Origin of the sequence: Corynebacterium variabile (genome assembly GCF_006539825.1) — a bacterium.
Lineage (GTDB): Bacteria > Actinomycetota > Actinomycetes > Mycobacteriales > Mycobacteriaceae > Corynebacterium > Corynebacterium variabile.
This window is the reverse complement of sequence record NZ_BJNT01000006.1, coordinates 97,145-121,437: the sequence shown is the minus strand read 5'-3', so window position 1 is coordinate 121,437 and position 24,293 is coordinate 97,145. Positions and strand designations below refer to the sequence as shown.

General features: G+C 68.4%; 20 protein-coding genes. 18 read left to right on the top strand and 2 right to left on the bottom strand.

Going from position 1 to position 24,293, the window contains the following annotated elements; all coding sequences use genetic code 11:
- The first annotated feature begins 2 nt into the window (after window positions 1–2).
- The 17 genes from CVA01_RS04885 (at window position 3) to CVA01_RS04810 (ending at window position 21,810) form a co-directional block, all read left to right on the top strand.
- The gene (locus CVA01_RS04885; RefSeq protein WP_141329067.1) at window positions 3–1,646 is read left to right on the top strand and encodes a UDP-N-acetylmuramoyl-L-alanyl-D-glutamate--2,6-diaminopimelate ligase; all 1,644 of its coding nucleotides are present in this window, start codon (window positions 3–5) and stop codon (window positions 1,644–1,646) included.
- On the top strand, window positions 1,643–3,160 hold the full coding sequence (locus CVA01_RS04880) for a UDP-N-acetylmuramoyl-tripeptide--D-alanyl-D-alanine ligase (protein WP_041629936.1): 1,518 nt from the start codon (window positions 1,643–1,645) through the stop codon (window positions 3,158–3,160). Before CVA01_RS04885 ends, CVA01_RS04880 begins: the two co-directional genes overlap by 4 nt.
- A gap of 13 nt (window positions 3,161–3,173) precedes the next feature.
- The gene (mraY, locus tag CVA01_RS04875; protein WP_141329065.1) at window positions 3,174–4,274 is read left to right on the top strand and encodes a phospho-N-acetylmuramoyl-pentapeptide-transferase; all 1,101 of its coding nucleotides are present in this window, start codon (window positions 3,174–3,176) and stop codon (window positions 4,272–4,274) included.
- Window positions 4,275–4,286: 12 nt separating this feature from the next.
- On the top strand, window positions 4,287–5,708 hold the full coding sequence (gene murD, locus CVA01_RS04870; protein ID WP_141329063.1) for a UDP-N-acetylmuramoyl-L-alanine--D-glutamate ligase: 1,422 nt from the start codon (window positions 4,287–4,289) through the stop codon (window positions 5,706–5,708).
- Between the two features lie 13 nt (window positions 5,709–5,721).
- Complete coding sequence (locus CVA01_RS04865; RefSeq protein WP_141329061.1) at window positions 5,722–7,251, top strand: FtsW/RodA/SpoVE family cell cycle protein; 1,530 nt, start codon at window positions 5,722–5,724, stop codon at window positions 7,249–7,251.
- Window positions 7,248–8,360: an undecaprenyldiphospho-muramoylpentapeptide beta-N-acetylglucosaminyltransferase gene (murG, locus tag CVA01_RS04860; protein ID WP_141329059.1), complete on the top strand. Its 1,113-nt coding sequence runs from the start codon at window positions 7,248–7,250 to the stop codon at window positions 8,358–8,360. The genes CVA01_RS04865 and murG overlap by 4 nt, the downstream gene beginning before the upstream one ends.
- 3 nt (window positions 8,361–8,363) lie before the next feature.
- Window positions 8,364–9,863 carry a UDP-N-acetylmuramate--L-alanine ligase gene (gene murC, locus CVA01_RS04855; protein WP_073883556.1) on the top strand — a complete coding sequence of 500 codons (1,500 nt, stop codon included), beginning with the start codon at window positions 8,364–8,366 and terminating at the stop codon, window positions 9,861–9,863.
- Window positions 9,864–9,868: 5 nt separating this feature from the next.
- On the top strand, window positions 9,869–10,564 hold the full coding sequence (locus tag CVA01_RS04850) for a cell division protein FtsQ/DivIB (protein WP_141329056.1): 696 nt from the start codon (window positions 9,869–9,871) through the stop codon (window positions 10,562–10,564).
- A gap of 146 nt (window positions 10,565–10,710) precedes the next feature.
- Window positions 10,711–11,982 carry a cell division protein FtsZ gene (ftsZ, locus tag CVA01_RS04845; RefSeq protein WP_141329054.1) on the top strand — a complete coding sequence of 424 codons (1,272 nt, stop codon included), beginning with the start codon at window positions 10,711–10,713 and terminating at the stop codon, window positions 11,980–11,982.
- A complete protein-coding gene (pgeF, locus tag CVA01_RS04840; protein ID WP_052302482.1) occupies window positions 11,954–12,724 on the top strand; it encodes a peptidoglycan editing factor PgeF in 771 nt (256 codons plus the stop codon). The genes ftsZ and pgeF overlap by 29 nt, the downstream gene beginning before the upstream one ends.
- Window positions 12,725–12,775: 51 nt before the next feature.
- Complete coding sequence (locus tag CVA01_RS04835; protein WP_141329051.1) at window positions 12,776–13,375, top strand: cell division protein SepF; 600 nt, start codon at window positions 12,776–12,778, stop codon at window positions 13,373–13,375.
- Window positions 13,376–13,381: 6 nt separating this feature from the next.
- Window positions 13,382–13,681, top strand: a complete 300-nt coding sequence (locus tag CVA01_RS04830) for a YggT family protein (RefSeq protein WP_014009710.1) — start codon at window positions 13,382–13,384, stop codon at window positions 13,679–13,681.
- A 324-nt stretch (window positions 13,682–14,005) separates the two neighbouring features.
- Window positions 14,006–15,058: a polarized growth protein Scy-related protein gene (locus CVA01_RS04825; protein WP_141329049.1), complete on the top strand. Its 1,053-nt coding sequence runs from the start codon at window positions 14,006–14,008 to the stop codon at window positions 15,056–15,058.
- A 21-nt stretch (window positions 15,059–15,079) separates the two neighbouring features.
- On the top strand, window positions 15,080–15,238 hold the full coding sequence (locus CVA01_RS14880) for a hypothetical protein (protein WP_014009712.1): 159 nt from the start codon (window positions 15,080–15,082) through the stop codon (window positions 15,236–15,238).
- Window positions 15,239–15,519: 281 nt separating this feature from the next.
- Window positions 15,520–18,717, top strand: coding sequence for an isoleucine--tRNA ligase (gene ileS, locus CVA01_RS04820; RefSeq protein WP_141329047.1), 3,198 nt, complete (start codon window positions 15,520–15,522; stop codon window positions 18,715–18,717).
- A gap of 161 nt (window positions 18,718–18,878) precedes the next feature.
- Window positions 18,879–20,348, top strand: a complete 1,470-nt coding sequence (locus CVA01_RS04815) for an amino acid permease (RefSeq protein WP_014009714.1) — start codon at window positions 18,879–18,881, stop codon at window positions 20,346–20,348.
- Window positions 20,349–20,409: 61 nt separating this feature from the next.
- The gene (locus CVA01_RS04810) at window positions 20,410–21,810 is read left to right on the top strand and encodes a DNA polymerase IV (protein ID WP_280528063.1); all 1,401 of its coding nucleotides are present in this window, start codon (window positions 20,410–20,412) and stop codon (window positions 21,808–21,810) included.
- Here CVA01_RS04810 and CVA01_RS04805 read toward each other — a convergent pair.
- Window positions 21,716–22,633, bottom strand: a complete 918-nt coding sequence (locus CVA01_RS04805) for an asparaginase domain-containing protein (protein ID WP_141329044.1) — start codon at window positions 22,631–22,633, stop codon at window positions 21,716–21,718. The genes CVA01_RS04810 and CVA01_RS04805 overlap by 95 nt on opposite strands.
- A gap of 57 nt (window positions 22,634–22,690) precedes the next feature.
- Between CVA01_RS04805 and CVA01_RS04800 the strand changes: the two genes are divergently transcribed.
- On the top strand, window positions 22,691–23,326 hold the full coding sequence (locus tag CVA01_RS04800; protein ID WP_141329042.1) for a WKL family lipoprotein: 636 nt from the start codon (window positions 22,691–22,693) through the stop codon (window positions 23,324–23,326).
- On the opposite strand, the gene CVA01_RS04795 is transcribed toward CVA01_RS04800, so the two are convergent.
- Entirely contained in the window at window positions 23,323–24,273 is a 951-nt protein-coding gene (locus CVA01_RS04795; protein WP_141329040.1) for a hypothetical protein, read from the bottom strand. The two genes, CVA01_RS04800 and CVA01_RS04795, sit on opposite strands and share 4 nt — an antisense overlap.
- Window positions 24,274–24,293 lie beyond the last annotated feature (20 nt).

Here is a 24,293-nt window from a genome sequence, read left to right as displayed (position 1 = left end):
CCGTGACCAGTCAGACAAGCCCGTCACGTCCGACCCGTCCCACGCTCGCCCAGCTCGCGGAGCTGACGGGCGGGCGCCTCGTCGACGTGGCCGGCACTGCAGCGGGCGTGGCGAGCGCCGAGCAGGGGCAGCAGACCGTCGCGACCGCCGACATCGACGCCCGCGACGTCCCTGCCGACGGCCTGTTCATGGCGGTGCCGGGCACCCGTGCCCACGGAGCCCGGTTCGCCGGTCAGTCCGCCGGACACAGTGTGCTCACCGACGAGGAGGGGCTCGGCGTCCTCGTGGACGGGTCCTGGCAGGGCACTGCCCTCGTGGTCGACGACTGCCGGCAGTGGCTCGGTCCCGTCGCCGCGGAGATCCACGGTCATCCCTCGCGGGACATGACCGTCATCGGCGTCACCGGTACCAGCGGCAAGACGACCACGACCTACATGATGGAGCGTGCCCTGCTGGGGCACCGCCACGTCGGACTCATCGGCACCACCGGGACCAGGATCGACGGCCGGAAGATCCCGACCTCACTGACCACCCCCGAGGCGCCGACGCTCCAGGCGCTCTTCGCCCGGATGAGGGACGAGGGCGTGACCCACGTGGTCATGGAGGTCTCCTCCCACGCCCTGGTCCTCGGCCGGGTCCGCGGCGTCGACTTCGACGTCGCCGGGTTCACCAACCTCTCCCAGGACCACCTCGACTTCCATCCGACGATGGAGGACTACTTCGACGCGAAGTCCATGCTGTTCACCGAGCCGCAGGACCCCGCCGGTAAACTTCCGGTCCCCGTCGTCTGCGTCGACGACGAGTGGGGCCGGCGCCTCGCGGGGCGTACCGGGGACGCCACCGTCACCGTCTCCACCGATGGGGAGGCCGCGACCTGGCAGGTCAGCGACGTCGCCGTCCACCCCGACGGCACCCAGCACGTCACCGTGGACCGTGCGGACGGACAGGTGGAGTACGACCTGTCGATCCCGGGCGCCTTCAACGTCGCCAACGCCACTCTCGCCCTGGCCACCCTCGTGGCCGCCGGGGAGGACGCCTCCATCGCCGACGAGCTGGCCGAGGTCAGCGTCCCGGGCCGCATGGAGAAGATCTCCGGCTCCTCCCCACAGACCGCGGTCGATTTCCTCGCCCTGGTGGACTACGCCCACAAGCCCGGTGCCGTCACCGCAGTGCTGGACACCCTCAACGGCCAGCTCGACCGCGCCGCCGCCGGCGGGAACGGCGCCACACGCGGCCGACTCGGCGTAGTGCTGGGTGCCGGTGGCAACCGTGACCATGAGAAGCGTCCGAAGATGGGTGCCGCGGCGGCCGCCGTCGCCGACCTCGTCATCGTCACCGACGACAATCCGCGTGACGAGGACCCCGCGACCATCCGCGCCGCCGTCCTGGCCGGTGCCGGGGATGCTGCGGCACAGCGCACCGACGGTGTGTCGCCCGAGATCCGGGAGATCGGCGACCGCGCCGAGGCTATCCGGGACGCGGTCGGCTGGGCCCGCTCCGGTGATGTCGTCGTCGTGGCAGGCAAGGGCCACGAATCCGGACAGATCATCGGGGACACCGTCGTCGACTTCGACGACAGGGTGGAACTCGCGGACGCACTCGCCGCACTCGACGTACATTCCGACACCAAGGACTCTGAAGCATGATCGAACTGACCGCAGGAGAGATCGCCGACATCACCGGCGGCACCCTGGTCGACGGTGCCGACCCGGACACGGTGGTGACCGGACCGGTGGAGTTCGACTCCCGCCGCGTCACCGCCGGCAGTGTCTACATGGCTCTGCCCGGCGCCCGTGTCGACGGGCACGACTTCGTCGGCCCCGCCCTGGAAGCAGGGGCGGCCCTTGTCATGGCCGGCCGGCCCACCGCACTGCCCGAACTGCTCTGCCCGGCGGTCGAGGAAGAGCAGGGGACGCAGCGTAACGCGTCCTACCTCGACAACGACCCCGACGGGCTGGGAGAGCGGGTCATCACCGCGGTGTCCCGGCTCGCCCGACACAGCACCGAGGTGCTCGTCGCGGAGAACCGTCTGACCGTCATCGGGGTCACCGGCTCAGCCGGCAAGACCTCGACCAAGGACCTGCTCGGTGCGGTGTTCTCCCGCGACGGCGAGACCATCGCCCCGCCCGGCAGCCTCAACAACGAGATCGGTCACCCGTACACCGTGCTCAAGGCCGGTCGGACGACGAAGTACCTCGTCGCCGAGATGTCGGCCCGTGGACAGGGACACATCGCCCACCTGGCACGTATCGCCCCGCCGCGGATCGGTGTGGTCCTCAACGTCGGTACCGCCCACCTCGGCGAGTTCGGTTCCCGCGAGGGCATCGCGCAGGCCAAGGGTGAACTGGTCGAGGCTCTGCCCCCGGCCGCCGAGGGTGGCGTGGCGGTGCTCAACGCCGACGACGACCTGGTCTCCGGGATGGCGCCGCGCACTGCAGCGCGGGTCGTGTACTACTCGGCCGACCAGGGCGCGGACGGCACCGCCGACTACCGGGCCTCGGACATCACCCTCGACGAGGTCGCCCGGGCGTCCTTCCTCCTGCACCACCCGGAGGGTGAGCCGGTGAAGGTCAGCCTCGGCGTCTTCGGCGCGCACAATGTCGCCAACGCCCTCGCTGCCGCGGCGGCCGCCATCGAGTGCGGTCTGGCCCCGTCGGAGGTGGCGTCGGCACTCACCGGGTACACCGCCGCCAGCGCCAACCGCATGGACGTCCGGACCCGTCCCGACGGTCTCACCGTGATCAACGACTCCTACAACGCCAACCCGGATTCGATGCGGGCCGGGATCGACGCCCTGGCACACGCCGCGTCGACCCGGACCGGCACGGAGTCCTGGGCCGTCCTCGGCCAGATGGCGGAGCTTGGGGAGGACGCCGTCGGCGAACACACCGGCATCGGCGCCTACCTTGCTGAGCGGGGTATCGACCGGCTCATCGTCGTCGGACACGGCGTCAACCAGGATGCCCTGGCCGCCGCCGGCGAGGACAACGGGATCCGGACCCGGCAGGTCGACGATGTCGACGGCGCAGTGAACCTGCTCACCGGCGCGCCCACCCACCCCGGCGACGTCGTGCTCGTCAAGGCGTCTTATTCTGACGGACTGTGGCGCGTGGCCGAACGCCTCCACGCCGCTGTCTCCAATTCCTCCCAGGCAAGGTAAACCAGCACATCCCATGATGCAGATCATCGTCGCAGCGGCAGTATCGTTCTTCGTCGCCATCTTCCTCACCCCGGTCCTCATCAAGCGGTTCTCCGCCGAGGGCATCGGGCAGGAGATCCGTGAGGAAGGACCGAAGTCCCACCTGCGCAAGCGCGGTACCCCGACCATGGGCGGCATCGCCATCCTCGTCGGTATCACCGTCGGGTACATCGTCGCCGTCATCGTCGGCCTGGCGACCAACGGCACCGGCCCCGGCGCCTCCGGCTGGCTCGTCCTCGGGCTCACCCTCGCCCTCGGCGGCGTCGGGTTCGCCGACGACTACATCAAGCTGGTCATGGGACGGAACCTCGGCCTGAACGCCCGGGCGAAGCTCGCCCTGCAGCTCATCATCGCCATCGTCTTCGGCATCCTGATCCTGCAGTTCCCGAACTCGCACGACCTCACCCCGGCGTCGACGAAGCTGTCGTTCATCCGTGACATCAACACCTTCGACCTCAAGGTCGGTGGCGCGGTGATCGGCACCATCATCTTCCTCGTCTTCATCTACATCGTCATCTCCGCCTGGTCGAACGCGGTGAACCTCACCGACGGTCTCGACGGTCTGGCCGCCGGTGTCTCCGGCATCGTGCTCGCCGCCTACGTGGTGATGACCTTCTGGCAGTTCCGCAACTCCTGCTCCGCGGACGCCGCCGTGAGCTGCTACCAGGTGCGCGACCCGCTGGACCTGGCGATGCTCGCCGGTGCCGGCCTCGGTGGCTGCCTCGGCTTCCTGTGGTGGAACGCCGCCCCGGCCAAGATCTTCATGGGCGACACCGGCTCCCTGGCACTCGGCGGACTTGTCGCCGGTCTGTCCATCACCTCCCGCACTGAACTGCTGATGATCGTCGTCGCCTTCCTCTTCGTCATGGAGGCCGCCAGCGTCGTGATCCAGGTCGGCTCGTTCAAGACCACCGGACGCCGCGTATTCCGTATGGCGCCCTTCCACCACCACTTCGAGCAGGGGGGCTGGGCGGAGACCACGGTCGTCGTCCGGTTCTGGCTGCTGTCCGCACTCTTCGCCATGGGCGGTGTCGCGCTGTTCTACAGCGAATGGCTCCGTGGCGCAGGCCTCTAGGAGAGACTCACCGTGACCATTACCGAAGCACTCTCGTCCGGCCGTGTCCTCGTCGCAGGAGCGGGCGTGGCCGGCGCCGGTGTCGCCCGGATGCTTGCCCCGCTGGGTTGCACCGTGACCCTCGCGGACGACAACACCGACCGCGGCCGGGAGCTCGCGGCGCAGACCGGTGCGGTCGCCGTGACCGTCAGCGACGCGCAGGACGCCCTGGGTGAGGCCGACCTCCTGATCACCTCACCGGGATGGCGTCCGGACTCGCCACTGCTCCTCGCCGCTGCACGCCGCGGTGTACCGGTGATCGGCGACATCGACGCCGCGTGGCTCGCCGACCGCGCCGGCCTCTTCGGGGAACCGCGCACCTGGCTCGCCGTGACCGGCACCAACGGCAAGACCACCACCACGGCCATGCTCGCCGCAGTGCTCGGTGCCGACGGTCGCGCTGTCACCGCCGTCGGCAACATCGGCACCCCTCCCGGGGACGCCCTGCTCGCCGACCCGCGGATCGACGTGCTCGCCGCCGAGGTCTCCAGTTTCCAGCTGCACTGGGCGCCGCATTTCGCACCTGACGCAGGCTGCGTCCTCAACCTCGCCGACGACCACCTCGACTGGCACGGCTCCTTCGCGAACTACGCCGCCGACAAAGCGCGCGTCCTGACCGGAACAGTGCCGGTGCTGGCGCTCGACGATGCCGCAGTGCTCGACAGTGTCCGTGACACCGGTGTCCTCACCGGCCCGCACCGCGCCGTGACCCTCGGTGATCCAGCGGACGACACCACCGGCGCGTCCGTCGTCACCGGCGTGCGCGACGGACAGATCGTCGAACTCGACGCCGTCACCGGGACAGTCACGACGCTCGCTCCGGCCACCGGGATCTCCCCGGCGGGCCCGGCGGGGGTGGCCGATGCCACCGCCGCAGCGGCACTGGCCCGGGCCGTCGATGTCTCACCGGATGCCGTGGCCCGAGCGCTCGCCGGATTCACCGTCGCCGCCCACCGCGGCCAGGTCGTCGCCACCACCGACGGCGTGGACTGGGTGGATAACTCCAAGGCCACCAACCCCCACGCCGCCGAGGCTGCGCTGCGCGGACTCAGCGATGTTGTCTGGGTCGCCGGTGGACAGCTCAAGGGAGCGGCCGTCGACGGCCTCGTCGCCGCCGTCGCCCCTGCCCTCAAGGCAGCGGTTCTGCTCGGTGTGGACCGTCAGATCCTCGCCGATGAGCTGGCGTCCACCGCCCCGGACGTCCCGGTGACCGTGGTGGACTCCACCGACCCGGAGGCCGCGATGGCCGAGGTCGTCGCCGCCGCCCGGGCCGCCGCGGACCCGGGCGACACGGTCGTTCTGGCTCCCGCCGCGGCCTCCCTCGACATGTACCCTGGCATGTCCCGACGTGGCGACCTGTTCGCCGAATACGCACGCGAGTCGACACTGAAGTGAGGACGGGACGCAGATGAGTGACCGTACGACACAGAGGCCGTCCGCCCCGCGCCGCCCCCGGCAGAAGACGCCCGCCGACGCGTCCCCGTGGAAGGGACTGCAGGAGAAGTGGCGTCGGCTGCTGGACTCCCCGCAGCTCGACTACAAGGTGATCATCCTGGTCACCGGCATCCTCGTCGCGCTCGGACTCATGATCTCCCTGTCCGCCTCGATGGTCACCTCCCGCGGTACCGACGGCAGCGGCAGTGTCTTCTCCCAGTTCCTCCGGCAGGCGGTGATCGTCCTCGTCGGCCTGGCGGTGATGTGGGGCGCGCTGCGGATCAGACCTGCCAAGCTGCGGGCCTGGGCTCCGGGATTCCTGTTCGTGGCCGTAGCTCTTCTTCTCCTGGTGCTCGTCATCGGTGTCGGTGACGACATCGGTTCGCGGTCCTGGATCGCCCTGGGACCGCTGTCCTTCCAGCCCTCCGAGATCGCGAAGCTCGCTCTGTCGGTGTGGGGTGCCGCCGCGGTGTCGCTGCACACCCGACGGAACCCGGACATCAGGAACGGCCTCGGCCCGTTCATCCTGGTCTCCTTCGGCATCCTCGCTCTCGTCCTGCTGCAGCGCGACCTCGGCATGATGTTCTCCCTCGCACTGGTCGTGCTCGCACTGCTGCTGTTCAGTGGTGTGGCCACCCGGGCCTTCGGTGTGGCGGTCGGCATCATCACCGTGGTCGGTGCCCTCGCCATCACCGCGATGAGCTACCGGTCCGACCGCATCAGCACCTGGTTCAACGCCGTCCGCCTCAACTTCGACGACGAAGCCGGCCAGGCTGCCGCCTACCAGGCGCGCCAGGGCCTCTACTCACTGTCTGACGGTGGTTTCCTCGGCGTGGGCCCCGGACAGTCCCGTGCGAAGTGGAACTACCTGCCGGAGGCGACCAACGACTTCGTCTTCGCCATCATCGGTGAGGAGTTGGGCATCCTCGGCGCCGCCGCCGTGATCATCCTGTTCACGATCCTCGGCTGGTTCGGTATCCGTACCGCCACGAAGCAGACCGACCCCTTCCTCCGGCTGCTCTCCGCCACCCTCACCGCCGGCGTCGTCGGCCAGGCCTTCTACAACATCGGCTATGTCTGCGGTCTGCTCCCGGTCACCGGTGTGCAGCTGCCGCTGATCTCTGCCGGTGGTACCTCTGCGGTCATCACGCTGGCGACCCTGGGTCTGCTCGCCAACTGCGCCAGGCACGAACCCGAGACCGTCTCCTCGATGCAACATGAGGGACGCCCCTGGTTCGACCGCGTCCTGCTGCTGCCGGAGCCGGCAACGCACACCTCCGGTGCGGAGCACCGCGACCGGGTGCGTCCGCAGGCACGCCGTTACGGTGAACCGGTGACCCACCGGTCCGCCTCCCGGTCCGGGGATCTCGGCGACCGTCGGGACACCCGCCACCGGAGCGACCGGACAGGGTACCGTGATACTCCGGAGCGCGTCGACCGTACCCGGTCCCGCCAGCAACGTCAGTACCGCACCGATGAGCCCAGGAGGCATCACCGTCCGTGAACGATTCATCCCAGTCCGCCCGGCCCCTGTCCGTAGTTCTCGCAGGTGGAGGGACGGCCGGACATATCGAGCCGGCGCTCGCCGTCGCCGAGGCACTGCGTAAGGCGCAGCCCGGTATCCGGGTGACCGCGCTGGGCACGGAACGCGGACTCGAGACCAGGCTCGTCCCGGAGCGCGGAGTGGACCTCTCCCTGATCCCGGCGGTCCCGGTGCCCCGCAAGATCAACAAGGACCTCTTCACCTTCCCGTTCCGCCTCGTCGGTGCGCTGAACCGGACCCGTCGCGTCCTCAAGGACCTCGACGCCGATGTCGTCATCGGATTCGGTGGCTATGTCTCCGGGCCGGCCTACCTCGCCGCGAAGTGGGCGAAGGTCCCCACGGTCGTCCATGAGGCGAATGCCCGCACCGGTATGGCCAACCGGCTCGGTGCCAGGCTCGGCGCCCGCGTGCTCGAGGCGGTGAAGGGTTCCGGGCTCAAGGGTGCCGAGGTCGTCGGCATCCCCGTCCGGCAGTCACTGCTGGAACTCGACCGCGCAGCACTGCGTGGCCAGGCCCGCGAGTTCTTCGGCCTCGACCCTGATGCGCCGGTCCTCCTGGTCACCGGCGGCAGCCAGGGGGCGGCGTCCATCAACGACGCCGTCAGCGGTGCAGCCCGCACCCTCGGAGACGCCGGGATCGGCGTCCTCCACGCCTACGGCCGTAAGAACAGTGTCCACGTCGACCAGGTCGACGGTGCCCCGGCCTACGTGGCCGTGCCCTACATCGACCGGATGGACCTCGCCCTGACCGCCGCGGACATGGTGCTCTGCCGGTCGGGGGCGATGACGGTCGCCGAGATCTCCTCGTGCGGCCTGCCCGCGGTGTACGTCCCGCTACCGCACGGCAACGGTGAGCAGGAGCTCAACGCACGCCCGGTCGTGGAGGCCGGGGGTGGCGTCATCGTCAAGGACGCCGAGCTCGACCCGGGCCGGGTCGCCCGTGAGGTCGTCCCGCTGCTGCGTGACGCCGAGCGCCTCGCGGCTGCGGGTGAGGCTGCCCGAGGTGCCGGGCACCGGGACGCCGCCGACCGTATCGCCACCGTCGTCATCGAGACTGCACGCAGGAAGTAGACCATGAACGCGAACCCCATCACCTCCATCGACCAGCTGCACCGGGTGCACATGGTCGGTATCGGCGGCGCCGGCATGTCCGGTATCGCCCGCATCCTGCTCGACCGCGGCATCGCCGTGAGCGGTTCCGACATGAAGGAGTCCCGGGTCGTGCTCGCGCTCCGCGCCGCCGGGGCACAGATCGCGGTCGGCCACGACGCCGCGAACCTCACCTCCGGGGGAGAACTGCCCGACGCCGTCGTCATCTCCTTCGCCGCCATCCCGCACGACAATCCGGAACTCGTCGCGGCCGCAGAACAGGGCATCCCGCTGCTGCGTCGCAGCGACGTCCTCGCCCTGCTCATGGCCGACCGGCGTGCGGTCCTGCTCTCCGGCACGCACGGCAAGACCTCGACGACCTCGATGGCCGTGGTGGGTCTGCAGGCCGCGGGCATGGACCCCTCCTTCGCCATCGGCGGTCAGCTCAACCGGGCCGGCACCAACGCCCACCACGGCACCGGTGACGTGTTCGTCGCCGAGGCCGACGAGTCCGACGGATCCTTCCTGTCCTACTCGCCGACGGTTGCGGTGGTCACCAACATCGAGGCCGACCACCTGGACTTCTACGGCACCGAGGAGGCCTACCACGAGGTCTTCGGCGCCTTCGCCGGCCGCGTCGTCCCCGGTGGTTTCCTCGTGACCTGCGTCGACGACCCGGGCGCGGCGGAGCTCGCCGAGCGCGTCGTCGCCGGTGAGGTTGAACTGGCCGAGGGCACCCGGGTGCTGGGTTACGGCACCGCGGCCGCCTTCGAGGCACACCCGACAGTGCCGGTCGGCGCGTTGATCGTGGACGCCGGCACGACGCCCGACGGTGGTTCGCAGGCTGCTGTCCGGTTCCCCGGGGCCGGCGGGTCCGGTGACGACACCACCCGCACCGTCACCGTGCGCACACCGGGCCGACACATGCTCCTCAACGCCACCGCCGCCGTGCTGGCCGGGGGACTGGTCGGCTCCGATCTTGACGAGGTGATCGACGGCGTCGCCGCCTTCGACGGGGTCCGCCGCCGCTTCGAGTACCACGGCACCGCCGGGGGAGTCGAGGTCTACGACGACTACGCCCACCACCCGACCGAGGTCCGGGCCGTGCTCTCGGCCGCCCGCGACAAGGTCGCCGCCCGCGCCGCCGCCGACGGCGTGGCGGGACGCGTCATCGCTGTCTTCCAGCCCCACCTCTACTCCCGCACCATCACCTTCGCCGAAGAGTTCGCCGAGTCCCTGTCCCTGGCGGACACCGCCGTGGTGCTCGACATCTACGGAGCCCGCGAGGACCCCGTCGAAGGCGTGACCTCCCGGATCATCACCGACCGGATGACGGTTCCGGTGGTCTACGAGGAGCGCTTCAGCGATGTGCCGGAGCGGGTGGCAGAGGTCGCCCGCCCCGGTGATGTCGTGCTCACCGTCGGTGCCGGCACGGTCACCATGCTCGCCGACGAGATCCTCCGGCGACTGGGTGGGGAGGCCTGATCCCCGTGGCGCGCACGAGCAGGAGGACCCGTGACAGGAAGCCGCGTCCGCGCTGGCTGCTGCCCACTGTGGCAGCGGTCGTGGTCGTGGTGATCGGCCTGGTGCTGGTCAGCCAGCTGCTCACCGTCAAGAAGGTCCAGGTCGACGGCGCCGTCAACCAGGACAGTGCCTCTGTACAGGACGCCTCGGGCATCGACGACGGTGACAGGATGGCCGGTGTGGACACCGGCTCGGCCGCCTCCGCCGTCTCCACGCTGCCCTGGGTGGACACGGTCACGGTCTCACGCTCCTGGCCGTCGACGGTGAAGATCACCGTCACCGAGCACACCGCGGTCGGCGTCCTCGATGACGGTGGTACGCCGGTTGTCGTCGACTCCGGGGGACGCCAGTTCCTCCGCGACGCACAGCCTGAGGGAGCGACCCCGATGCGGGTCTCGTCCACCGACCAGGACGCGGTCACCGCCGCCGCGGAGGTTCTCCTCGCCCTGGACCACATGGACCCGGGGTTCCGGGCAGGTGTCACCGAGATCGATGCTCCCGCGTCCGACAGCGTCAGCCTGAAGTTCGGGGACGACCGGGAGGTCTTCTGGGGAACCTCCGACCGCGCGGACGAGAAAGCGGAGGCGACGCGCATCGTGCTCACCCGCGAGGGCGCGCACTGGAATGTCTCGAATCCGGCACAGCCGTCCGTCCGGGACTGAGAAAAGCCTCACAACCCTCAACCTTGAGTTGAGGGATACGACACGCCACAGAAAATGTTCCGGCAATTCTCCGCCGTGTCCCCCAAGATGGGTTCCACGAGCGAGGGCCTGAACAGCAGCAGATCAGCACAGGGAGAACACGCAACATGAGCGACTTTGACAACCACATCGCCAAGATCACCGTGGTCGGTGTGGGCGGCGGCGGCGTGAACGCCGTCAACCGGATGATCGAGGCGAACCTTCAGGGGGTGGAGTTCGTGGCGATCAACACCGATGCGCAGGCACTGATGTTCACCGACGCGGACTCCAAACTCGACATCGGACGGGAGAAGACCCGTGGCCTCGGCGCCGGTGCGAACCCGGAGGTCGGCCGCGCCGCGGCCGAGGACAGCCGGGACCAGATCGAGGAGATGCTCGAAGGCTCGGACATGGTCTTCGTGACCTGCGGTGAGGGTGGCGGAACCGGTACGGGCGCTGCTCCCGTGGTCGCCCAGATCGCCAAGAAGCAGGGCGCGCTGACCGTCGGCATCGTCACCCGACCCTTCGGCTTCGAGGGTCGCAAGCGTGCCAAGCAGGCACTGGAGGGCATCGACCAGCTCAAGGACGTCTGTGACACCCTCATCGTCATCCCGAACGACAGCCTGCTGAAGGCCAGCGATGCTTCGCTGCAGCTCATGGAGGCCTTCCGTCTGGCCGATGAGGTCCTGCACTCCGGTGTCGAGGGCATCACCAAGCTGATCACCACTCCGGGCATGATCAACGTCGACTTCGCCGACGTCCGCTCCGTCATGACGGACGCCGGTTCCGCCCTCATGGGTGTCGGTGTCGCCCGTGGCGACAACCGCGCCAAGGAGGCCGCCCAGGCGGCGATCAATTCCCCGCTGCTGGAGGCCACCATGGAGGGCGCGACCGGCGTCCTGCTGTCCTTCGCCGGCGGCGGCGACCTCGGTCTGTTCGAGGTCAACGAGGCGGCCTCCCTGGTTGAGGAGCTCGCCGACGAGGACGCCAACATCATCTTCGGAACCATCGTCGACGACTCCCTGGGTGACGAGGTGCGTGTGACCGTCATCGCCACCGGTTTCGACGACTCCGCCAACGTCAACGCCCTGCCGGGCCGCGGTCAGCACCGCGCCCCGGAGCCGGTGGACCCGGTGCAGCCCGCCGAGCAGCCCGCCCAGGTTCCGGCCGCCGAGCAGCCCGCCTACCGTCCGGCCCCGTCCCGTGAGTCCGAGTCCCGTCAGGGGATCTTCGGTCAGGACGCCGCGCCGGACCGTCCCCAGCGTGCGGCGGCCCAGTCCCGCCAGCAGCGCGAGAACGACGGTCTGTTCACTCCGCACGAGGGAGCGGCCCGCAACGGTCGGGGCTCCCGCCGTCGCGAGGAAGCGGAGGATGACCTTGATCTCCCCGACTTCTTCTGAGTCGGTGGGGGACGGCCGAAAGGACCGCAGGGTCCGTAAGGTCGTCACCGACCGCACCGGCGGCGCCTCCGAGGGCGTCTACGGCAGCTTCAACCTCGGTCACCATGTCGGGGACGACCCGACCGCCGTCGCCGCCAACCGTGCGCGCCTGGCGTCCCTGCTGGATGTCCCTGCCGACCGGATGGTCTACATGGAGCAGGTTCATTCCCCGAACGTCACCGAGGTGACCGCTGAGCTGCTCGACAGTCTCGACGGCAACCCGGTGGAGGTGACCGACGCACTGGTCACCACGCTGCCCGGAGTGGCCCTGGTCGTCCTCACCGCCGACTGTGTACCCGTCCTGCTCTCCGACGAGGAGGCGGGTGTGGTTGCCGCGGTGCACGCCGGCCGGACCGGTGCGCGCAACGGCATCGTCCGGAAGGCCGTGGACGCGATGGTGGAACTCGGGGCTTCCCCGGCCCGGATCCACGCCCTGCTCGGTGCTGCGGCGGCGGGGGAGGACTACGAGGTTCCCGAGGCCATGGCGGCCGACGTGGAATCCCGTCTCCCCGGATCCCGGACCACCACCAGGGTGGGTACCCCGGGTCTCGACATCAGGGCCGGGATCACCCGGCAGCTGCTGGGGCTCGGTGTCCGGTCCATTGACGCAGACCCGCGCAGCACGGTCTCGGAGCAGAACTTCTTCTCCTACCGGAGAGAAGGGACCACGGGACGGCAGGCTTCAGTGGTCTGGATGCCCTGACACCGGTACCTTTGGACCAGAGAACGACGAGCGACGAAAGTGAGTGAGACCATGGCAGAGGGATTCATCGAGAAGACCAAGGGCTTCTTCGGCTTCGGTGCCATCGACAGCTTCGACGACCGGGACTACCCCCGGGACGAGTTCGACGACTTCCAGGACGATGACCGTCGTGAGCACCGACGCGACGACCGTCGTCCGGAGCCTGAAGACCGCTACGGGGCCACGTCGGGCCGGCACGCCGATCCCACCCCCGCCCGGGAGCACAGCCGCTACGGCCGTCCGGAGAGTGCGCGTCCCGGCGCCGGTCTCGGCGACCGTGACCGCGTGCCAGGTCGACCCGCCGTCGTCGAACCTGCCGCGGTCCCGGCACACACTCCCGAACTCGTCATCGTCGAGGTCTGTGAGTACCGGGACGTGAACAAGGTCACCCCGGAGTACCGCCGGGGCGACATCGTGGGCTTCAACCTCAGCGACCTCGACAAGGCCGAGGGGCTCCAGTTCCTCGCCTACATCGGCGGACTCGCGGCCGGCCGCGACGGCAAGGTCGAGAAGATCGGCGGTTCCCGGAACTTCGCTCTGCTGCCCGAGGGGGTCCGTCTGAACCTGGAGCAGAAGGACACTCTCGAGTCCCGGCTCTCCGGGGAGCGGTAACCGACTGTGGCTACTGCGCTCTACATCGTCGCTCTCGTCCTGCGCGTCTACTGGTTCATTCTGCTGGGCCGGGTGATCATCGAGATGATCCGGTCCTTTTCCCGCCGGTGGTCCCCGTCGCGCGGGTTTGCGCTGGTCGCGGAACCGATGTTCGTACTTACGGACGTCGCCGTGAAGCCGCTGCGGAAGCTCATTCCGCCGGTCCGGTTCGGAGGTGTGGCACTGGATGTCTCGATCCTGGTGCTCTTCTTCGGGTTGTCTATTCTGGTCACGATCCTGATCTCCGTGGCCAACGGTATGGCGTGACCGGGAAACTAATATCGCAATATCCGTTGTGTCTCTTTCCCGGCCCAGCTACACTGGACATGTCTTCGTGGCCCTGAGTTCGCGGAGATGTCGTGTGTAGTGACCGAAGTCGTCGTCTTCCCTGGAATGTGGGTCCGGGCGAGACGGCGGCTTCTTCAATTTCGAGGGGTCCTCACGGGTTCTTATGGGGCCTCTGTTGCTAGTGGGGTTGAAGTTGCTCTATAATTTTGCTGATAGATTGCACTTGAGGTTGAACTTCAGACTCTTGTCTGCGGTGCCTGCTAGGATCTGAACCTGATACACCGACTGTGAAGGGAACTACCGATGCCGTTGACTCCCGCTGACGTTCATAACGTGGCCTTCAGCAAGCCGCCGATCGGCAAGCGTGGCTACAACGAGGACGAGGTCGACCAGTTCCTCGATCTCGTTGAGGACACGCTCGCCGAGCTTGAGGACGAGAAGGAGGAGCTCCGCTCCCAGCTCGAGTCCGGTGCCTCTGCCGCACCGGCCGCTGAGGCTACCGGCGCCGCCGCTGCCGCATCCGCCACCGATCCCGAGGAACTCGAGCGTGCGACCGCCGCTGCGCAGTCCGCGGAAGAGGGCCGGACCCGTGCCGAGGCACGGGTCAAGGACCTGGAGCTTCAGCTCAAGAACGCGCAGACCGCTGCCCGGGCCGCCGAGGAGCGGGCCACCAAGGCAGAGCGCGCCGCGGCGGACGCCCAGAAGGCTTCCGCGCAGGGCGAGCAGGCTGCCACGACCCAGCAGGTCGCAGCCGCTGCGCCCGCCGGCGACGGCACCGCCTCCGCCGAGACCCACATGCAGGCCGCCCGCGTCCTGTCCCTGGCCCAGGAGATGGCCGACCGTCTCACCGGGGACGCGAAGCAGGAGGCGCAGTCCATGCTCTCCGAGGCGCGTTCCGAGGCGGAGAAGACCCTCGACTCCGCCAACAGCACCTCGCAGTCCCAGCTGGCTGATGCCAAGCAGCGGTCCGAGAAGCAGCTCGCCGAGGCCAAGCAGACCTCCGAGAAGCTCCTGGCCGATGCCCGTCAGCAGTCCGACACACTGGTCGGCGACGCCCGCCAGAAGGCGGACACCCTCCTCGCCGATGCGACCGCCCAGTCCGAGGCCCAGGTCCGGGCCGCCCAGGAGAAGGCCACTTCCCTGGAGCAGGACGCCGAGCGCAAGCACACCGAGATCATGGCGACCATCAAGAAGCAGCAGACGACCCTCGAGGGACGCATCGACGAGCTGCGTACCTACGAGCGGGAGTACCGCACCCGCCTGAAGACCTTCCTCGAGTCCCAGCTCGAGGAGCTCAACAGCCGGAGCACCGCCGCCCCCTCGGCGAACAACATCAACTTCGGCAACAAGAAGTAGCAGCCGGAGCCACTGACCCCCATGCTCGCCCTCTCCCTCATCCTGTCCCTCCTCGGGTTCATCGCACTGCTGGTGGCCCTGTACATGGGATCAGTGGTGTGGGCGTGGGTGTGCGTGGGGGTCGCTGCTGTCGGCGTCGTACTTTTCATCGTCGACCTCGTTGCACTGAAACGACGGTAGAGGGGCTATACTGCCCCCTAGTGGGTCCCGCGCCGCCGTGCGGGGCCACCACGTGCACTGATCCGGCCATCACCGGGGAGCACTCCGGAAGAACCGGACGCCGGGCGTAGAGCCTGTCGTCCCCAGTAGAACCGGACGGGACCGCGGCACGTCACGCCGCATGATGAGCGGAACTCCCCACGACATTCGGCGGTGGGGGAGATCAAGCGGGGTGGTACCGCGCGACCGGCAACGGACGCGTCCCCGCGGACTTGAGACGAACAACCTTCAAGGAGTCCGCGATGACCACCCCCGCCGGCGGTGCCTACCCCCGCACAGACATGAGTGACGGCACCAGCTCATTCCCTCTCATGGAGCAGAACGTCCTGTCCTACTGGGCAGAGGACGACACGTTCCGGGAATCACTGAGGAACCGTGAGGGCGCCGAAGAGTACATCTTCTACGACGGCCCGCCCTTCGCCAACGGCCTGCCGCACTACGGCCACCTGCTCACCGGCTACGTCAAGGACATCGTCCCGCGCTACAAGACCATGCGCGGCTACAAGGTTCCGCGCGTCTTCGGCTGGGACACCCACGGTCTGCCGGCTGAACTCGAGGCCGAGAAGCAGCTCGGCATCAAGGACAAGGGCGAGATCGAGGAGATGGGCCTCGCCGCGTTCAACGACTACTGCGCCAAGTCAGTGCTGCGGTACGCGGGGGAGTGGAAGGACTACGTCACCCGCCAGGCCCGCTGGGTCGACTTCGACAACGGCTACAAGACCATGGACCTCTCCTACATGGAGTCCGTGATCTGGGCCTTCAAGACCCTCTACGACAAGGGTCTGATCTACCAGGGCTTCCGCGTCCTGCCGTACTCCTGGGCCGAGCACACCCCGCTGTCCAACCAGGAGACCCGCCTGGATGACTCCTACAAGATGCGTCAGGACCCCACCGTCACCGTGACCTTCCCGGTCACCGGTGCCTGGCCCGGCACCGCCGCGGTCGAGACTCTCGCCGCACACCCCGAGCTCGCCGACGCTGCCCCGCTGGCCTGGACGACCACCCCGTGGACCCTGCCCTCGCACCTGGCACTCGCGGTCAACCCGACCGTCACCTACGCCCTGGTGAAGGTCGCCGCCGACGGTGCCGAGGCCGTCGCCGGTCGGAAGGTGCTGCTCGCCAAGGACCTCATGGGCGCGTACGCCAAGGAGCTGGGGGAGGACGCCGAGATCGTCGCCGAATTCACGGGTGACCAGCTCGTGGGCCTGACCTACACCCCGCCCTTCGACTACTTCGCCGACCGTGCGCAGCAGGGTGCCTTCCGCATCCTCGCCGCGGACTACGTCACCACCGAGGACGGTACCGGTATCGTCCACCAGGCCCCGGCCTTCGGTGAGGACGACATGAACACCTGCAACGCCGCAGGGATCGAGGTCGTCATCCCGGTCGACATGGACGGAAAGTTCACCTCCCTGGTGCCTGACTACGAGGGACAGCTCGTCTTCGACGCCAACCGGCAGATCATCCGGGACCTCAAGGAAAAGGCGCGGATCGTCCGCGACCAGACCATCGAGCACTCCTACCCGCACTCCTGGCGATCCGGTGAGCCGCTGATTTACATGGCACTGCCCAGCTGGTTCGTCTCCGTCACGACCTTCCGTGACCGTATGGTCGAGCTCAACCACGACCAGATCGAGTGGATCCCGGAGCACATCCGCGACGGACAGTTCGGCAAGTGGCTCGAGGGCGCGCGTGACTGGAACATCTCCCGGTCCCGCTACTGGGGTTCCCCGATCCCGGTGTGGGTCTCCGACGACGATGCCTACCCGCGCATCGACGTCTACGGTTCCCTTGATGAGCTCGAGGCTGACTTCGGCGTCCGCCCGCAGTCCCTCCACCGCCCGTACATCGACGAGCTGACCCGGCCGAACCCGGATGACCCGACGGGGAAGTCCACCATGCGCCGCGTCCCTGACGTCCTCGACGTCTGGTTCGACTCCGGCTCCATGCCCTTCGCCCAGGTGCACTACCCGTTCGAGAACAAGGACTGGTTCGACACCCACTCGCCGGCGGACTTCATCGTCGAGTACATCGGACAGACCCGTGGCTGGTTCTACCTGCTCCATGTCCTGTCCACCGCACTGTTCGACCGCCCGGCATTCAAGAAGGTCGTCTCGCACGGCATCGTGCTCGGCGACGACGGCCTGAAGATGTCCAAGTCCAAGGGCAACTACCCCGACGTCAACGGCGTCTTCGACCGCGACGGCTCCGACGCGATGCGCTGGTTCCTCATGAGCTCGCCGATCCTGCGTGGCGGCAACCTTATCGTCACCGAGCAGGGCATCCGTGAGGGTGTCCGCCAGGCGATGCTGCCGATGTGGAACGCGTACTCCTTCCTGCGGCTCTACGCCCACACCCCGGCCGAGCGCTCCACGGCGTCCACCAACGTCCTGGACCGCTACATCCTCGCCAAGCTGCATGACACGGTCGCCGAGGTCACCGCGTCGCTGGACGCCACGAATATCGCGGCGGCCACCGACGAGATCCGGCAGTTCTGCGACGCGCTGACCAACTGGTACGTGCGCCGCTCCCGTGACCGCTTCTGGGCCGGCGACGGTGAATTCCCGGAGGCCTTCAACACCCTGTACACGGTGCTGGAGACCCTCTGCCGCATCAGTGCGCCGCTTCTGCCGATGTCCACCGAGGTCATCTGGCGCGGTCTGACCGGTGGACGCTCCGTGCACCTCACCGACTGGCCGGACGCCGACGAGTTCCCGGCGGACGCCGGCCTGGTCGTCGCCATGGACGAGGTCCGCAGCGTCTGCTCCGCGTCCTCCTCACTGCGTAAGGCGAACAAGCTGCGCAACCGCCTGCCGCTGCAGAACCTCACCGTGGCGCTGCCGTCCTCGGCGCGTCTCGCCGACTTCACCGACATCATCCGAGACGAGGTGAACGTCAAGGAGGTCATCCTGACCGATGACGTGAACTCCGTGGGTCGCTTCGATGTGGTCGTCAACGCCCGTGCCGCCGGCCCCCGCCTCGGCAGGGACGTGCAGAAGGTCATCAAGGCCGTGAAGTCCGGCAACTACACCGTCTCGGGGTCCGGTGCGGTCGTCGCCGACGGCATCGAGCTGATCGAGGGGGAGTACTCCCGCAAGCTCGTCGCCGTCGACCCGGAACGCACCGCCGAGATCCCCGGCACCGAGGGGCTTGTCGTGCTCGACATGACACTCACCGAGGAGCTGGAGGCCGAGGGCTGGGCCGCGGACCGTATCCGCGGCATCCAGGACGCCCGCCGTACCGAGGACTTCGACGTCTCCGACCGGATCAGTCTCGTGCTGTCCGTCCCGGAGGGACGACGGGGGTGGGCGGAGGCCCGTATCGACACCATCGCGCGCGAAGTTCTCGCCACCTCGGCTAGGGTCATCACCGGTGAGGTGCTCACGCACGACACCGGCGACGACTGCACGGTCTCCGTGGAGCGCGTCACCGGCAACTGACGCCGACCGACAACTTCAAGAGCAACAGACCATTCCGACGGGAACACCGCCGGGACCTGAACTCCGACAGATACGCCGGGGTCCGGGTCCCGGCGTTGGTGTTCGCTCGGGCCAGGTTAACTTAGTTTACTTCGGTATATATCAAGGAAGGTCGCCCCACGGTGACAGAGAATCAGACACAGGGGCCACAGGCGACGTCGTCGTTTCTGACCGCTGACCAGGAGGGCTACAAGAAGGGCCTCAAGCACCGCCACATCCAGATGATGGCCATCGGTTCGGCCATCGGCACCGGCCTGTTCCTCGGTGCCGGTGGACGCCTGCATGACGCCGGCCCGTCTCTGTTCATCGCCTACGCGGTGTGCGGTTTCTTCGGCTTCCTCGTGCTGCGCGCCATCGGTGAGCTGGTCATGCACCGGCCGAGCTCCGGCGGTGTGGTCTCCTACGCCCGCGAGTTCCTCGGCGAGCGTGCCGCCTACCTGCTGGGCTGGAACTACTTCCTGCAGTGGGCCATCACCGGCATCGCCGACGTGACCGCCTTCGCCCTCTACCTGAAGTTCTGGCCGGCCTTCGACTCGGTGCCGCAGTGGGTGTTGGCACTGGTCGCCCTGGTCATCGTCGTGGCCTTCAATGTCATCGGCGTGGCGGTTTTCGGTGAGCTGGAGTTCTGGTTCAGTTTCATCAAGGTCGCCGCCATCGTGATCTTCCTGGTCACCGGCATCATCTTCATCCTCACCGGCCACGAGATCGGCGGCTTCTCCGCCGGCCTGGACAACATCTCCGGCCACGGCGGCATCTTCCCCGAGGGTGTCGTCCCGCTGGCCGTCGTCACCTCCGGTGTCTTCTTCGCCTACCTCGGTATCGAGGTCATCGCGACCGCCGCCGGTGAGACCGAGAACGCCCGCGACGAGATGCCTCGCGCGGTGAACAATGTCGTGTGGCGCATCCTGGTCCTGTACTGCGGTTCCGTGCTCGTCATGTCGCTGCTGCTGCCGTACACCGAGTTCAAGGCGGACGAGAGCCCTTTCGTCACCGTGTTCTCGAAGGTCGGTGTCTCCCAGATGGGCGACATCATGAACCTCGTCGTCATCACCGCGGTGCTGTCCTCGCTCAACGCCGGCCTGTACTCCACCGGCCGCGTCATCCGCACCATGTCCCACGCCGGTTCGGCCCCGCACGCGCTCGGTCAGCTCAACAACCGTGGCGTCCCCTTCGGCGGCATCGTCCTGACCAGCGCAGTCATCATCATCGGCGTGATCATCAACTACGTCGCCCCGGGCAAGGCTTTCGACATCGCGATGAACCTCACCGCGGTCACGCTGGTGCTGACCTGGGGTTCGATGATCGTGGCCCAGATGAAGTTCCAGAAGCGGGCCGAGGCCGGCGAGTTCGAGCGTCCGTCCTTCCGGATGCCGTGGGCACCGGTCTCCAACTGGGTCACGCTGGCCTTCCTGCTGCTGGTCGTCGTGCTCGTCGCCTCCGGCGACTCGATCGGTTTCTGGACGATCATCGTCTCCATCCCGATCGTGATCGTCGTCTGGTTTTCGTGGCGCTGGGTCACGCCGAGCGTGGAACGCCGTCGCGAGGAGTACGCACTCAAGGTCGAGCGCTCCGCAGTGAACCCGGCGGAGTGACAACGCCACAACCGCACACTGTCGAACACCTGGACGCCCCGGCGTTCTAGGATGGGGAACCGTGACAGGTTCCGGGACAGGTGAGCGACGCTGGGTGGTGCACGTCGACATGGACGCTTTCTTCGCGTCCGTCGAGCAGCTCACCCGGCCGACGTTGCGTGGCCGTCCGGTCCTGGTGGGAGGGGCCTCGGGCAGGGGAGTCGTCGCCGGGGCGTCCTATGAGGCTCGGGTGTTCGGCGCACGCTCGGCGATGCCGATGAGTCAGGCCGTGCGGTTGTGCCGGGGGAAGGCCTCGGTGGTGCACCCCCGGTTCGTGGTCTACTCGGCGGCATCCGAACGCATCTTCGGCATCCTCGAGCGCGAAGCAGGGTTCATCGAACGGCTCAGCGTCGACGAGGGTTTCGCCGAACCGGCGGTTCTCGTCGGGGCGACCACACAGGACGCCGGGTCCTGGGCTCATGCCCTCCAGGACACCGTCGAACAGGAGACCGGTCTGGTCTGCTCCATCGGGGTCTCGACCGGGAAGCTCCACGCCAAGATGGCCTCGGACCTCAACAAGCCCCACGGTGTGGCCGTCGTCGGGGCAGATCGCCGTGACGAGGTCTTCGGCCCCCGCCCGGTCGGGGAGATCGGCGGTATCGGTCCGGTCGCTCAGGCACGGCTCGCCGAGGTCGGGGTGACCACGATCGGTCAGTTCACCGCCATGGACGACGCCGATGTCCGCAGTCTCCTGGGCTCCGTCGGCACCCAGCTCCTCGGCTACACCCGCGGCGTCGACCCCCGACCGGTCGCGGCCCGGGGGCGCGCCAAGCAGGTCTCCGCCGAGCGCACCCTCGAGGTGGACGCCGCGACGACCGCGGCAGCCGACCCGGTGCTCGTGGCGTCGGCGACCGCCGCACACAGCCGGTTGAAGAAGGACGGCAGGGCTGCCCGGACCGTCACCGTGAAGACACGCACCGCGGATTTCCGGGCCCACACCCGCTCACTCACTCTCGCGGTGCCTACCGAGGATCTCGACGAGATCATCGCGGCCTCCCGCTCGGTGATGCCGCATCCCGAGGAGTCCGGGGCGGTGCGGCTGGTCGGTGTCAGCCTCTCGGGCTTGACCGATGAGTGCCAGGGGGCGTTGTTCCCGGAGCTCTCGGAGATCGGCACCCGGGAGACCGTGCATCCCGACCCGCCGGAACCGGAGGGGGCGGCCGCTACCGACCCCCGCGGCCCCTGGCGGGCCACCCAGGATGTCCGCCATGCGGAGTTCGGTCACGGCTGGGTGCAGGGCACCGGTGGTGGGGTGGTCAGCGTGCGCTTCGAGACCCGTGCGACCGGACCGGGCAGGACGCGCACCTTCCCGGTCGACGACCCGGACCTCAGTCCTGCGGACCCGCTGGAGTCACTGGCGTGGGATCCGCCCGCTGTACCGCCAACTGACACAGCAGTTCCATCCGGGCCTGAGCAGGGCTGAGCACCCCACCGGACCGGGCACCTGCGGCGGCCAGGGTCGCCCCGCCGCCGTCACCGCCGTATACGGCGTCCACCCCGCCGGCGGCGACCCTGGTGCACAGCACGACGGGCACCCCGGCATCCAGGGCGCGTCCGATCCCGGGGGCGAGCCCACCGGCGTTGCCCGAACCGAACGCCGCAATGACAAGGCCGTCGGCGCCGGCGGTGAGGGCGGCGTCCACCAGGGTGCTGTCGGTGCCCTGGTAGGCGGTGAGGATGTCGACACGCAGCCCTGCCAGAGGAGCCGGGGCGGAGCCGGGGGAGACGAGGGGTGCCGGACGATCGACGGGGGAGTCCGGTCCACCGAAGGCCCGGTCCGCGGTGGTGTGGACCTTGCGCACCCCGTAGGCTGGGACCGTTGCACCACCCGTCACCACGACCGGGCCGGTGACGGTGGCTGCCGCGGTGACGGCGTCCCGCAGGTTGGCGGGACCGTCCGGGGACGCGTCATCGGCGGGACGCTGCGCCCCGGTGAGCACCACGGGGCCACCGAGGAGGCGGTCGACGGCCATGGCGGTCTCCTCCATCGAATCGGTGCCGTGGGTGACGACCACCGGACCACCGACGGCATGGATCGCGGCCAGCAGTCCGTCGAGGTCGGCCAGGGTCATCTCCGAGGAGTCGAGGTGCAGAGCGTCGGTCGCGGCGACGTCGTCGGGTGTGAGCCCGGCGTCCGTGCAGAGGTCCACGGCGCTGCGTGTCGGCCGCAGAGCGCCGTCGGGACCTGCGGTGCAGGCGATGGTTCCGCCGGTGGCGAGCAGGGTGACGGGGGAGGGCGCACTCATGGGAACACAGAGTACTGGTGTGACGGGGGAAGCGTGGGGTGGGTAGGCTGACTCACCATGAAATACTCCATGAAGTCCGTCGCCGTCGTGGCTGCCGTCGCCGCAGGTCTGTCCCTGTCCGCCTGCTCCTCCGATGACGATGACTCGACGGACGGGACCACCAGTGCCGCCCCGACCACCCAGACCACCGCACTGCCTACCGCCGTCGAACTCAACGACGTGCTGAACCGCGCCGTCGATCCGGCAGTCCCCTCCGACCAGAAGGCAGACACCGTCGAGGGCGGTGACCAGGCTCTCGAGCTCTTCGACGTCATGACGCAGTCGAAGGAGGAGTCCGGCGCGACCCTGGAGGTCGTTGACCCGGTGCTGCCCGGCATCCTGCCGGACACCGCCTCCGTGACCGTCAACTTCCTCATCCCGGACCGCGACCCGATGCCCGTATCCGGGGTGGAGTTCATCCGCGAGAACGACATCTGGAAGCTCAAGCGTGAGTGGGCCTGCACGCTCATCGAGAACGTCGCCCCGGACAACGTGCCGCCGCTCTGCTCGGCGGATGTCGCCGAGGAACTGCCCGAGGAGATCCCGGAGGACGCCCCGGCACCGGAGGGCGCTCCCGCTGAGGCACCGGCCGAGGCACCGGCCGAGGAAGCCCCCGCAGAGGGCGCTACGGCCGAAGGAGCCCCGGCGGCCTAGTTCTCCGCCTGTTCCCCGTCGGAGGACCAGGTCGAGGTGGTGCGGGACTCCTGCACCACCGTCACGGGGGATTCCGGCTGACCGTAGGTGATCTCGGTCGTCGTCTTCACCGATCCGCTCACCGGCAGGGGGCGTCGCAGGTCGAGGGTCAGTGAACCGGTGGACTCGGTGGTGGAGTCCATCACCTCGAGATCGGTACCGGCCATCTGCTTGACCGTGGGGGTCCGCTCGATGTCCACGTCGAGGTTGACCTGCGATCCGTTGCGCGAGGCGATCGTGTAGGTCACCGTCTGTCGCATGGGAGTGCCTGCGGCGCTGTCTTCGATCTGGCCGGTTACAGTCCAGCGCGCACCTTCCCCGACAGCCTCCTCGGGGAAGACCAGCGGCAGGCTGGTCATTTGCCCGAGGTTGTTTTCTATGGCTGCTCGGGCAGAATCCGACGCGTTCTCCGGCGAGGCGAAGGAGCGGTTGTTCACCTTGCCGTCGTCGCTGTACTTCTGCACCATGCGGAAGCCTTCGGCGGTGGCGATATCATCATTGAGCTCGCCGTTCTCGTCGTCATCAAGGGCTTCATTGCTCCCCTCCGGAGTTCCGATAGTCATGGTGGATTCCAGCTGGTCTCCGTCAGTGGTGGCCGATGCGGTGTAAGGAAGATTGGCTGACAATTCGGAGTACGGCGCTGCGCCATCGGCGGTACCTTGCTCGTCACCACCGATCACCTCTTGTCCGTAACCCCAGGTCACCGAGAATTTCCCGGACTGCTCCCCGTCGTCCGCGAACCAGGCGAGAGGGTCGGTGGGGGACGTTCCGGCGTCCAGCAGCTTCACTGCGACACCGTCGACGGTGGACTCGACGGGGGCGGTGCGGTCGGGTTCATCGTCCGACGAGACACACCCGCTCAGGCCCAGGGTCGACCCCAGGGCGACGGTGGAGACCAGGACTGCCACGGTGGATGGAAAGGATCGTC